Consider the following 12,571-nt stretch of genomic DNA (forward strand, 5'->3'; position numbering starts at 1 on the left):
CCATCGGCACTGCTCACGACGAAGGTGTCGGTGTAGGTGGTGCCGGCGACGAACTCGTTGTGGGCGCTATTGGCGACATAACTCCAGGCACCATTAGTGCCGATGGAGAACTGGCCGTAGCTGCCGGCGGTGTTGGGTTGGGCGACGAAGGTTGCGGCGCTGTCGACATCGCTGATGGTCAGGGTGCCGTTGGTGGTCAGTGGGGCATTGGTCTCGGTCAGGTTGGCGATGTCGGCGGACAACACCGCGGCGTCGTTAGTACCGGTGACAGTAACGGTCACCAGCTGAGTGTCCACGCCGTCAAGGCCATCGCTGACCTGCACGGTGAACACTTCATCGTGACTTTCGCCAGCCCCCAGCGATTGCACCGCGCTGGCAATGCCATCGGTGCCATTGGCTAGGGTGTAAGTCCATTTGCCAGTGCTATCCACCGCGATCGAACCATAGGTGCCGGTATTCGTACCCGCGATGCTCCAAGTGGCCGTAGCAGCGTGATCGATGTCGGCCGAGCTGAACTGGCCACTCACGCTGAGGGTGGTGTCTTCCTGCACGGTGCCGACATCATTGCCCGTCGCGAAGCTGAGCACGGGCGCATCGTTAGTGCCGCTGACGGTGACAGTCACCAGCTGGGTGTCGACGCCGCCGAGGCCATCGCTGACCTGCACGGTGAACACTTCGTCGTGACTTTCGCCAGCCTTCAACGATTGCACGGCACTGGCGATGCCATCGGTGCCATTGGCCAAGGTGTACGTCCACTGGCCGGTGCTGTCGACGGCGATCGAGCCGTAGGTTCCCGTAGCCGAGCCATTGATGCTCCAACTGGTCGTGGCGTCGTGATCGATGTCGGCCGAGCTGAACTGGCCACTCACGCTGAGGGTGGTGTCTTCCTGCACGGTGCCGGCATCATTGCCGGTCACGAAGCTGAGCACGGGCGCATCGTTAGTGCCGCTGACGGTAACGGTCACCAGCTGAGTATCGATGCCGCCGAGGCCATCGCTGACCTGCACGCTGAACACTTCATTGTGACTCTCGCCAGCCTTCAACGATTGCACGGCACTGGCGACACCGTCGCTGCCATTGGCCAGGGTGTACGTCCACTGGCCGGTGCTGTCGACGGCGATCGAGCCGTAGGTTCCCGTAGCCGAGCCATTGACGGTCCAACTGGTCGTGGCGTCGTGATCGATGTCGGCCGAGCTGAACTGGCCACTCACGCTGAGGGTGCTGTCTTCCTTTACCGCGCCGATATCGTTGCCGGTCGCGAAACTGAGCACGGGTGCGTCATTGGTGCCAGTGAGGGTGATGGTCACCGTCTGCGTCGCCGAAGCAGCATTAGCCGCGCCACTGTTGTCGGTGGCAACCACCGTGTACGAGAAGGTGATGGTTTCACCCGCACCGAGGAAGTCGAGGTTCTGGTTGCTGCTGTAGTCCCAGCTGTTCTGATCGACCGAGAAACCGGCCACCAGTGCCGAAGCCACGCCCGCATTGAGCGTGCCGCCGCTCCAGGCGATGTTGCCGTTGGAGGTGTGCGACACAGTCACCACGTCGATGTTGTCCACATCGGCAAAACTCAGTGCACCGCTGTCGCTCAGCGTGGCGGTGCCATTACCTTCGTTCATTGCGCCGCTGCTGTCGGCGATCGTCAGCGTCGGCCGATCGTTAGAACCGGTGATAGTAATGGTCACGGTCTGCACCGCGCCGTCGCCAATCGCCACGTTATAGGTTTGGGTGACGATCTGGCCTTCGCCGAGGAACTGCAGGTCGGTGTTGTTCACCGCGAAGTTCCAGCCCAGAGAACCGCTGCCCGTGCCGGTGCTGTCGCTCAGTGGATTAGTGGTGAAACTGCCAAGATAGCCGGATGCGCCCGGCGTGACGGTGACGCTGTGGGTATCGATCAGGTCGACGTCGATGAAGGTGATGTTGCCGCTGGCTGCGTAGTCGCCGCTGTCTTCCCCGGCATCGCCGGCCTGCACGCCGCTGGTGATCTGCACCTGGTCGTTGGTGCCGGTGATGGTGATAGCCACATTCTGCGTGGTCGACGAACCATGCCCGTCATTGATGGTGACCACATAAGTTTCGGTAGCCGTCTGACCTTGGGCCAGGGACTGGGCTGCCGCATTATTGAGGGTGTAAGTCCAGTTAACGGAGCCGTCGGCAGTGTTGGCCGCTTCGGTCACGGGGGCAAGGACGAAGGTGCCCAGCGCGGTTGTATTGCCTCCCGCCGCCACGAAAGAGGCGGTATGCGTGTCGCTCAGGTCTACATCGCTAAAAGCAATAGTGCCTGTCGCGCTCAGCGAGTCAGTGGTGCTCGGAGTCGTGCTCGCATCTTCGGTTACCGTACTTGCCTGTGCGCCGAGGCTCATCGTTACACTGTCATTCATGCCAGCGAACTGCACCTGCGCGGTAGCCCAACTGAGCGTGCCGTTACCCAGACGAATCGCATAGGTAAAACTGTCCGTCAGGGACCCTCCAGCAGCAAGCGCCTGAAGTTGTTCCTTGAAAGTCGTCGATAACGTAGCAGCGTCGTAGCCGACTTTGCCATCCGACGTAATCCAGATCTTTGCACCATTGAAACTGGTGTCAGCACTCGTCGCCTCGATTCTGCTCGTGTCCTGGACCAGCAGGTCGGCCGGAGCATAAACCTTGGTGGCGGTAGAAAGACTGGTCGCGTCATCGAGTGACCAGAGTGTCTTCGCGTTGCCACCGAGGTCATTGGACATGACGTCCAGGTACACGACGCCCAGCAGGTCTTCGGTGATGGCCGCGGTGCTCGTGCCAATAACTCCGGCAGTGAAAATGTCGTCCTGCGCCTGCGGAGTGTTGGAAAGCGAAGTAACGGTGCCGCCGCTGGTCGTTGTGGTGGTAGCCATGTCTTTCTCCCGAAAATGCCATTTTTTTATTTTTAGAATCGCTAGGGACTGCTAACAGGGCGAAGTCCCGTTCTTGCACCGCTCAGGTCGTTCAAGAGTGGTGCGAGGCGGCCGCCGGACATCGTCGGCCAGCTGACGGGACAAGCGCTGCCGGCAGAGGCGAGCGGGTATCGCGGGGGTGGAAAAGCTCGCCGCATTCGAGGAGCGGATCGCAGTTCAGGTTGGGCGAACGTCGGCCCGAGCCTGAGGCTGCATTGCGCACGGCGCGCAGTAATCTGAGAGCTCCCATGTGGAAGGGACTCCTGAAGTAATGGCTGAATGAGGCCGTGTCTTGGGATAGCCCTGACTCAGGAGTACGGCCTTTCCTGATATCAGTTTGATGTGTGTTTAGTTGTGGGCTCAGGCTTTGTAAAGGTGTTAACCGGATGTAACGGTGCCATGTGCCAATATTCCGACAAGTGGATGTTTTGGTGTCAATATTATGTCGATCTGTTTTTGGCGAAGGGGGCGTAGACACTCAACACGGGTGCACCTCAAATGAGCTGAAACCCTTATGCGGCAAGGTCTGGCTGCGTATTTCCAGTGCTGGGACACCCTCAAGTTGCAACGTCAGCGGTTAAAAAAGCCCCGCCAGGGCATTTCTATGTCGGTTTTTTTCATGCTCGAACCACCCGACGGCTTACGTGGAAAGTCTGTCGTGACAACGAAATACGCGATTGCACACCCGCCGCTTCAAGGGAACGCGACTACTGGCCGATAACCCGGTCGGTCGTTGTGGTTTTCGTCACCGCCGACCGGTAAGCATCATCACGGGTTTATGCGAAATCGCTTGATAGCCTATGGCCTCCCGCTATCATCTGCGCGCCCGAAAAACGGCCGCGACGCTGAGTTCATCCGTGTAACTGCCTTTAGGTTGTTCTTCTTAAATTGTCTGGAAATCTTCGATGCTGTCGTATCACCAAAAAAGCTTCCTGATCGTCGATGATTTCTCGGATTTCCGCAGTTCCGTCAGGTCCATGCTGCGGGAGCTGGGCGTCAAGGACGTGGACACCGCCGATACCGGTGAACAGGCGCTGCGCATGTGCTCGCAGAAGTCCTACGATTTCATCCTGCAGGATTTCCACCTGGGCGACGGCAAGAAGAACGGTCAACAGGTGCTTGAAGACCTGATGATCGAGAAGCTGATCAGCCATGAAAGCGTGTTTGTCATGGTCACTGCCGAAACCAGCCAGGCCATGGTGCTCAGCGCACTGGAGCATGAGCCCGACGCTTACCTGACCAAGCCGTTCAACCGTTCCGGCCTGGCCCAGCGCCTGGAACGGCTGGAGCAGCGCAAAACGTTGCTCAAACCGATCCTGCAAGCCCTTGACCGGGGCAAACCGGTTGAAGTGCTCAATGCCTGCATTGCCCTGTGCAAACAGGACATTCGGTATTCACCACTGTGCCTGCGTTACCGCGCCGATGCGTTGCGCGATTTGAACCAGAACGAAGCGCTGGAACGCCTCTATGACGGCATCATTGCCGATCGGCCATTGCCATGGGCATTTGCCGGGTTGGGCCAGTTGCTGTTCAAGCGCGGCCAGGTCAGCCAGGCCAAAGGCATTTATGAAAAGGCTCTGAAAGTTTTTCCGATGATGCCGGCCCTCTACGACGGCATGGCCGATGTGCTGGTCGCCGAAGGCGACACCAAGGGGGCGCAGAGAGTCCTGGAAGAGGCTATTCGCCTGTCGCCGCTGGCGGTGCGCCGGCAAGCGTTACTGGGCAAGCTGGCAATGGCCAACGAGGATTTCGATACCGCTTCCAAAGCCTATCGCCAGGCGGTGGCCCAAGGGGCGCAGTCACGTTTCAAGGATGCGGAAAGTAACCTCGGCCTGGCCCATGCCTTGATCAGCAAGGGCAGTGAGAAAGGCCTGGACACCCGGACCCGCCTCGAAATCAACACCACGCTGAGTGCGGTGGCGAAGGAGAACCCTTCCGACCCCGGCCTGCAGATTCGTGCGCGTCTGATGAAAGCCACCAGTCTGCTGCTCAACGATGCCGAAACCGCCGAGAAGCTCACCGAGCAGGCGATGATGCGCCTCGATGGCATGGAGCAGTTCATGAGCGCCGAAGCGGCGCTGCTGGTGGCCAAGCAGCTGCAAATGTTGGGGCAGGCGAGTGCCGGCGCTTCGATGCTGAAAAACTGTGCGGAAATCTACGGCGACGATCCTACCGTGATGAAAGGCATCGCCAAACTGACTGACGACCCGACCATCCTCAACTCCGGTAACGCAGCCGCCGACCTTAACCGTCAGGGCGTGCGGGTGTACAAGACCGGCAACCTGGTGGAAGCCCGGGATGTATTCCGCAAAGCCCTGGCGTTGCAGCCGAAGAACATCAGTATTGCCCTGAACATGGCGCAGTCGCTGTTGCATGGCACTGACACCAGCGTGCCGTCGGCCGAACTCGAAGAATGCCGGGCCTGCCTGAAAACCGTCGGCCTGATGCCCGATACCGACGCGCGTTATCCGCGCTACCAGAAACTGAAAATCAAGGCGTTCGGCGAATGATCGACAGCGAACCGTCACTCGACTTTTCCACGGTGATTGCCTCCACCGTGCATGACATGAAGAACTCCCTGGCCATGCTGATGCAGGCGCACAGCCAATGGCTGGCGCGCTTGCCCGATCCCGAGCAACACACCCCGGAGCAGGGCGTGATCGACTTCGAGTTCGCCCACCTCAATGGCATGCTGGTGCAATTGCTGGGGCTGTACAAACTCGGCGTCAACCAGATGCCGTTGCAGCCGGCCTACCATGAGCTGGATGATTTCATCGAGGCACAACTGGCGGCTCATCAAGAGGTGTTCGCCAGCCGTGGCATTATCGCGAGCTATGAAGTGGACCCGTTGAGCCCGCTGGGTTTCTTCGACCGGGAACTGATTGCCTCGGTACTCGCCAACTGCATCAACAATGCCATTCGTTACGCCCGCCATGCCTTGTTGATCAGCGTCAGCGATGAGGCCGGGCAACTGGTGCTGACCATCAACGACGATGGTGAGGGTTATCCGCCCGAGATGATCGAGCGTCAGGCCGATTACGTGCAGGGCATCAACCACAGCAGTGGCAGCACCGGCCTGGGCCTGTACTTTGCCGGACGGATTGCCGCCTTGCATCAGCGCAACGGCGTGGGCGGACGCACCGAAATCAGCAATGGCGGCCCGTTGGGCGGTGGCGTGTTCAGCCTGTATCTCCCCTGACAGACACAATCCCCGAAGGCTGCGATCTTTTGATGTTGCCTTTAAAAAGCAAAGTCAAAAGATCGCAGCCTTCGGCGGTTCCTCCACCTTTTTGTTTGACGCTGCTTGATATTCCGAACAGCCGAAGCCTATTTTGTACGGGTCGCCGTTCGCGGCTCGTACAACAACAAGGATTGCGTCATGACAACCGATGGCCATCGTTCACTCGCGCAGCGATTGACGGGCATTGATGAGATTGAATGTGTCACGCCGGACCTGAACGGCGTACCACGCGGCAAGGTGATGACTGCCGAAGGATTTCTTGAAGGGCGGCGTTTGCAGATGGCGCGGGGAGTGCTGCTGCAATGCATCATGGGCGGTTATCCGCCGGCGCGCTTTTATGGCAGCGATGATGGCGACCTGGCGCTGGTGCCTGATCCCGCGCAGATCCACCTCTTGCCCTGGAGCCAGCAGCCTCGGGCGCTGGCCATTTGTGATGCGGACGAACTGACTGGCGAGAGCTCGCCATTGTCGACCCGCGGTCAACTCAAGGCCGTGATCGCTCGATATGCCGCTCTCGGTCTGGCGCCGGTGGTGGCGACTGAGCTGGAGTTCTTCGTCTTCGCGCCCAACCCTGACCCGACGCAACCCTTCCAGCCACCACTGGGCCTGGACGGTCGTCGCGAGGACGGTCATTCGGCGTTCAGCGTCAGTTCCAATAACGGCTTGCGGCCGTTCTTCAATGAAGTCTACGAATGCATGGCGGCGTTGGGCTTGCCGCGCGATACCTTCATGCACGAGATGGGTGTCAGCCAGTTCGAGATCAACCTGCTGCACGGCGATCCGCTACTGTTGGCCGACCAGACTTTACTGTTCAAGCATCTGCTCAAAGAAGTGGCGCTCAAGCATGGCCTGACCGTGGTCTGCATGGCCAAGCCGTTGGCGCACACACCGGGCAGTTCGATGCATATTCATCAGAGCATCGTCGAGATCGGCACCGGGCGTAACGTGTTCAGCGACAAGGCCGGCGAGCCGACCGCGACCTTCCGTCATTTCATCGGTGGCCAGCAGGCCGGTCTGGCGGATTTCACTGCGCTGTTTGCGCCGAACGTGAACTCCTATCAGCGCCTGTGCCATCCTTTCGCATCGCCGAACAATGCCTGCTGGTCCCACGACAATCGCGCGGCCGGACTGCGCATTCCGGCCAGTTCACCGGTCGCTCGTCGGGTCGAAAATCGCTTGCCGGGGGCCGATGCCAATCCGTATCTGGCGATCGCCGCGAGCCTGGCGTCAGGGTTGTATGGCATCGAGAACAAACTGGAGCCGAGCGAGCCGATCCAGGGTGAGTTCGTTGTGCCGGATAATCTTTCGTTGCCGTGTACCTTGCATGCCGCTCTTGAACGTCTGAAACGTAGCCAATTGGCGAAGGAACTGTTCGGCAAGGAGTTCATCGAAGGCTACATCGCTTCGAAGACCATGGAGTTGACCAGCTTCTTTGATGAAATTACTCCCTGGGAACGGCGTGTTCTAGCAGCCCAGGCCTGACGACCCGTCGCCGTCGGGCTATCGTTTGTCGATAGCCCGATACTCACTGCAAGGAGCCGCTCGGAACGCCGATGCGCCAAATCTTGAAATCTTTTCGGGGGCTTTATTTCGCCTCGCTGATGATGTTGATCGGCTCGGGCCTGTTGAGTACTTACCTTGCCCTGCGCCTGGCGGCCGATAAAGTCGACAGCCTGTGGGTCGGTGCGTTGATGGCGGCCAACTATTTCGGCCTGGTGCTGGGTGGCAAGATCGGCCATCGGCTGATTGCCCGGGTCGGGCATATTCGAGCTTATTCAGCCTGCGCCGGGATCGTCGGCGCGGCAGTGCTGGGCCATGGCTTGGTGGACTGGTTGCCCGCGTGGCTGTTCCTGCGGGTGATCGTCGGCCTGGGCATGATGTGCCAGTACATGGTGATCGAAAGCTGGCTCAATGAGCAGGCAGAAGCCAATAAGCGTGGCGTGGTGTTCAGCGGCTACATGATCGCTTCGTACCTGGGGCTGGTGCTGGGTCAGCTGATTCTGGTCATGCACCCGGGCCTGGGCCTGGAACTGCTGATGCTGGTCGCACTATGTTTCGCCCTGTGCCTGGTACCGGTGGCCCTGACGCGGCGGATTCACCCGGCGCCTTTGCACCCGGCGCCGATGGAACCACGCTTCTTCATCAAGCGTGTGCCGCAGTCGTTGAGCACGGTGTTGGGGTCGGGTTTGATCGTCGGTTCGTTCTACGGTCTGGCGCCGCTGTATGCCTCGCAGCAAGGGCTGTCCACCGAACAGGTCGGTCTGTTCATGGGTAGCTGCATTTTTGCAGGCCTGGTGGTGCAGTGGCCGTTGGGTTGGCTGTCGGACCGCTATGACCGGGCGCTGTTGATCCGCTGTTTCGCGTTCAGCCTGGCGTTGGCCGCGTTGCCGCTGGCAATCATGCAGCAGGTGCCGCTGGAGGTGCTGTTCATTGCCGGGTTCCTCTGCTCGTTGGTGCAGTTCTGCCTGTACCCGTTGGCGGTGGCGTTCTCCAACGACCACGTCGAGGGTGATCGCCGGGTGTCGCTGACGGCGATGCTGCTGGTGACTTATGGTGTCGGCGCGAGTATCGGACCGTTGGTAGCCGGGGTGTTGATGAAGCTGTTCGGCAGTCAGATGCTCTATGCCTTCTTCAGCTTCTTTGCGCTGGTGCTGGTGTGGCGAATTCGCCCCAAAGCGGTCACCAACCTGCATCAGGTGGACGATGCTCCGCTGCATCACGTGGCCATGCCGGACAGCATGTCGAGCTCGCCATTGGTCGCTTGCCTGGACCCGCGAGTCGATGAACAGGTAGTGCAGGATCAGATGCAGAACCCGGTCAACCCGGAGGCTGATTTCAATCCGGATGCCGAGCCGGAAACCGAAGCTGAAACAGATTCGGAACCCGAAGACCCTGACACAGGTCGCGAGCAAAGTTTTACCGAAGCGCGGCCTTGACCAAGGCATAAAAAAACGGGCAGTCACCGCAAGGGACTGCCCGTTTTTTATGGGCGTGGCGTATCAGAAGTCGTCTTTATCGAAACGCCGCGCTTCGCGCTGAAGCTGATAGACGAACCGCTCGACCTGGCGCTGCACCAGGCCGCTCATGTTGTGAAAACGCACGCCAGCGAAGGTGGTGTTGATCTTTTCTTCGAAATGCAGGTAACGCAGTTCGACCGGTGCCGTCATGCTGCCGAAGGGCAGGGCAGCGACGAAGCGGTCATAGACCTGGCCCAGTTGCAGGCTGGCGGTGATGTCGCCCTCGAAGCGCAATTTGCAGCCGGTGGCGGAGATGTCCAGCAGTTTGCCGCTGATGGCCGATTTGAGTTTGTCGCCACCCAGATCGACGTTGACCAGTTGCGCCAGCTTCAACGCGGCGCGGAAAGCATTGCGGCGCTGGTGATAAACCACCTCATCGGGCAGCGCGCCACGGTAGCAGCGGCCATCGCCGGAGTCGTCGATGGTCAGCGGGCCATTGCTTTCCCAGGCGATGCGCACGCCGTCGTGGAAGCCTTCGACCTTGAACGGTTCGCCGGCCAGCAGAAAACGTTCGCCATCGCGCGGGATCATTTCGTCCAGCGCGATCATGTTGCTGTCACGGTCGATGTCCACCAGATAACTCTGGAAGCGCTGGCTGCGCTCATGGAACGTGATGATCAGCGGGTCATGGCTGTCTTGCAGCTGACGCAGATTGCCGGAGATTTCCAGGGGCGTAGTGAGCACCTTGGGTGGCTGCGGAGCATCTTCCGCGTTTAAGGCATTGAACACGGGGCATCAATCTCCAGACAAATATGACTACTGGCTAGCATTCTGCCAGCATGTTTCGCGTCTTGATAGAGCGTGCTCATTGAAAGGCTCAAGCCTGACTGAGCGGGCGTGGCTTTGCGAGCTTGGAGGTTGAACCGCGGGCATCATAGAGCGCTGGCGGCTCGCCGCCGGTGAGGATTTTCAGCTGGTTGGCCGTGGCGGCCTGCTGCACCAGAATCGACTGGCCATTGTTAACGTTGGCGGCCTGGCACTGGGCCAGGAGGTCGGTCAGCACATCGCTTTGTGCCAGTAACTGATCGCCAATGCTCGAATGGCTGGCAAGTTGCTCCAGGCCCTGGCGATTGGTCGGCAGGTTGAGGCTGGCGAGGATTTCACTGCGCTTGCGGCCATGCTGCTCAAGCAAAATGATCAATGCCTGTTTCTGCGCCAGAATCTCTTCGAGCAGTGGCATGTCGCGACCGTGCAGCGCGAGGGACTCGGTTTGCAGCAGCTCCAGCAAGTGTTGCGCCGGGGCAAAGTCGTCGATGATCAGTTGCAGTAAATTAGTGTCGTGCATGGCTGGCCTTGGGTTTTAAGCGTCCAAAAGCCTGGCGCGGCCGTGGCCTAGCGCTGGGCTTCGAAGTTGAGCAGTTTGCTGGCTACACGGTTGCTGTCGACTTTATAGCTGCCATCGGCAATCGCTGCTTTCAACTCGGCCACGCGGGCGTTGTCGACGGCAGGCTGATCGCGCAGCTTGTCAGTGACCTTCTGCAACTGTTGAGCCTCATTGCTGAGGTGTACCGATTCCCCGCTTTTGGTGGTACTGGCCTGCTCGGCCGGGGTAGTCAGCGGCGCGGATTGGCCGGTTTCGGCGGTTTCCTTCGCGGCGCTGGTACGTGTACTGCCCGCAAGTGACGAGGAGCTGTTTAAACGACTGAAATCGATGACCATGACAAAAAACCTCTGGATATTTGGACGCTTGCCATGTTTTCGGCTCTTGCTGTGAAAACTTTAGGCCCATTTATCAATGAGCGTGCATGCGCCAGCGTGTGTCCTGCATGCGGCACAGTTTAGGCAACAGCCCAGTGGCGCGCCATCTCTTCACAAACTACATGGCCGCTTACATGGAAACTTCCACCTGGCCGGGCGCGGTGACTTGCGCCTTGATGACCCGCTGGGAGTTGAGGTTTTTCACGCGAATCTGTTCGCTCATGCCGCCATTGGACAGCGCTTCACCCGGCATACGCACACTGAGCGTACCACTGCGGGCGGTAATCACTACCTGATCGCCCTTGCGAATGACTTCCGCCTGTTCGAGGTGCACCAGGGTAATCACCTGATCGGCGACCATTGGTCGGGTCAGTTTTTGTCCGATCGCTTGATCGACGGAAGTCAGAAAACCCTGATTTATCAGGCTGATATCGCGTTCGCGAAGGGTTACGTCCTGAGGTTCGATAATCCCTGTGCGCTTGAGCGGACGAGTGGTGGTCACGATGTCGCGAAACAGCCGTACTTGAGCGGGTACGAAGACTGTCCAGGGGGAGGCACCGTCGCAGCGAACCTTGACCGTAACCCGGCCCAGAGGCCTCGCGGGGCTCTCGAGGGTGGCTGTCAATTCCTTGTCGCACATAGGCATGCGCAGGCGCGGATCGAGCTGGTTGACCTCGATTTCGTAGCGTCCTTGCGTTTGACTGGTGGCCAGATAGTCTTCTACGGTGAATTCAAGAAAGCCCTGAGTGACGCCGATAAGCATGTCAGGCAAGGTAACCGCGTCAGCAAGGGCAGGGCTGCCAGCGTTGAACAGGCAAACGGCCGACATCGCACAGAGTAATCTGCGGCAGGCTGATGTCAGGTGTCGGAAAAATGTCGGTTCTGTGTTCATAAGAGTTAAAAAGCAAGCGCCGTGCCGTTTAGTGAAGAATGTGCGTCGCAACACACTTAGCGTTGGTGTAGGAGTCTGGGCATGGCTGGTGTAATGGATTCGGTGAACCAGCGCACGCAACTGGTGGGGCAGAATCGCCTTGAGCTGTTGTTGTTCCGTCTCGACGGCCAGCAGCTGTATGGGATCAACGTGTTCAAGGTTCGTGAGGTGCTGCAATGCCCCAAACTGACCCTGATGCCCAAGTCCAGTCCTGTCGTGTGCGGTGTGGCGAATATTCGGGGGGCGACCATTCCGATTCTGGATCTGGCGATGGCGACCGGTTCCGGAGCGCTGAAAGATCAAAGCAATCCCTTCGTGATCATCACGGAGTACAACACCAAGACTCAGGGTTTCCTGGTTCGATCGGTAGAGCGCATCGTCAACATGAACTGGGAGGAGATTCATCCGCCACCCAAGGGCACCGGGCGCGATCACTACCTGACGGCGGTGACTCGGGTCGACAATCAGTTGGTCGAAATCATCGACGTCGAGAAGGTGCTGGCGGAAGTGTCACCGACACCGGAAGCGATTTCGGTGGGCGTGGTGGATGTCGAGACTCAGCACAAGGCGTTGTCCTTGCGCGTGCTGACGGTCGATGACTCATCGGTGGCGCGCAAGCAGGTGACCCGTTGCCTGCAAACCGTCGGCGTCGAAGTGGTGGCGTTGAACGACGGCCGGCAAGCGCTGGATTACCTGCGCAAGCTGGTCGATGAGGGCAAGAAGCCGGAAGAAGAGTTCCTGATGATGATCTCCGACATCGAGATGCCGGAGATGGACG

General features: G+C 59.2%; 10 protein-coding genes. 5 read left to right on the forward strand and 5 right to left on the reverse strand.

The genetic code is table 11. The features are described from left to right. Positions 1–2,867, reverse strand: a 2,867-nt coding sequence (locus ACIPLA_RS26710; RefSeq protein WP_401177335.1) for a VCBS domain-containing protein, incomplete at its 3' end; no start/stop codon positions are given. A gap of 944 nt (positions 2,868–3,811) precedes the next feature. Here ACIPLA_RS26710 and ACIPLA_RS26715 point away from each other — a divergent pair. The 4 genes from ACIPLA_RS26715 (at position 3,812) to ACIPLA_RS26730 (ending at position 9,083) form a co-directional block, all read left to right on the forward strand. Further along, positions 3,812–5,416, forward strand: coding sequence for a tetratricopeptide repeat-containing response regulator (locus ACIPLA_RS26715; protein WP_008071807.1), 1,605 nt, complete (start codon positions 3,812–3,814; stop codon positions 5,414–5,416). Next, on the forward strand, positions 5,413–6,105 hold the full coding sequence (locus ACIPLA_RS26720) for a sensor histidine kinase KdpD (protein WP_192345623.1): 693 nt from the start codon (positions 5,413–5,415) through the stop codon (positions 6,103–6,105). The genes ACIPLA_RS26715 and ACIPLA_RS26720 overlap by 4 nt, the downstream gene beginning before the upstream one ends. Before the next feature lie 282 nt (positions 6,106–6,387). Continuing rightward, positions 6,388–7,629, forward strand: a complete 1,242-nt coding sequence (locus ACIPLA_RS26725) for a glutamine synthetase family protein (RefSeq protein ID WP_401177353.1) — start codon at positions 6,388–6,390, stop codon at positions 7,627–7,629. A 71-nt stretch (positions 7,630–7,700) separates the two neighbouring features. After that, a complete protein-coding gene (locus tag ACIPLA_RS26730) occupies positions 7,701–9,083 on the forward strand; it encodes an MFS transporter (protein WP_123495848.1) in 1,383 nt (460 codons plus the stop codon). 63 nt (positions 9,084–9,146) lie between these two features. On the opposite strand, the gene ACIPLA_RS26735 is transcribed toward ACIPLA_RS26730, so the two are convergent. From ACIPLA_RS26735 to flgA, 4 genes are all read right to left on the reverse strand, one after another. Then, entirely contained in the window at positions 9,147–9,893 is a 747-nt protein-coding gene (locus ACIPLA_RS26735; RefSeq protein WP_008071799.1) for a flagellar brake protein, read from the reverse strand. Between the two features lie 88 nt (positions 9,894–9,981). Continuing rightward, complete coding sequence (locus tag ACIPLA_RS26740; RefSeq protein WP_008071798.1) at positions 9,982–10,449, reverse strand: flagella synthesis protein FlgN; 468 nt, start codon at positions 10,447–10,449, stop codon at positions 9,982–9,984. Between the two features lie 47 nt (positions 10,450–10,496). Then, a complete protein-coding gene (gene flgM / locus ACIPLA_RS26745; protein ID WP_192345625.1) occupies positions 10,497–10,823 on the reverse strand; it encodes a flagellar biosynthesis anti-sigma factor FlgM in 327 nt (108 codons plus the stop codon). A 169-nt stretch (positions 10,824–10,992) separates the two neighbouring features. After that, positions 10,993–11,754 carry a flagellar basal body P-ring formation chaperone FlgA gene (gene flgA / locus ACIPLA_RS26750; protein ID WP_032830386.1) on the reverse strand — a complete coding sequence of 254 codons (762 nt, stop codon included), beginning with the start codon at positions 11,752–11,754 and terminating at the stop codon, positions 10,993–10,995. 81 nt (positions 11,755–11,835) lie between these two features. On the opposite strand from flgA, the gene ACIPLA_RS26755 reads away from it, so the two are divergent. Continuing rightward, the coding region (locus ACIPLA_RS26755) for a chemotaxis protein (RefSeq protein WP_401177341.1) at positions 11,836–12,571 on the forward strand (736 nt) is incomplete at its 3' end.

This window comes from Pseudomonas sp. NPDC086112 (assembly GCF_044746425.1).
GTDB lineage: Bacteria > Pseudomonadota > Gammaproteobacteria > Pseudomonadales > Pseudomonadaceae > Aquipseudomonas.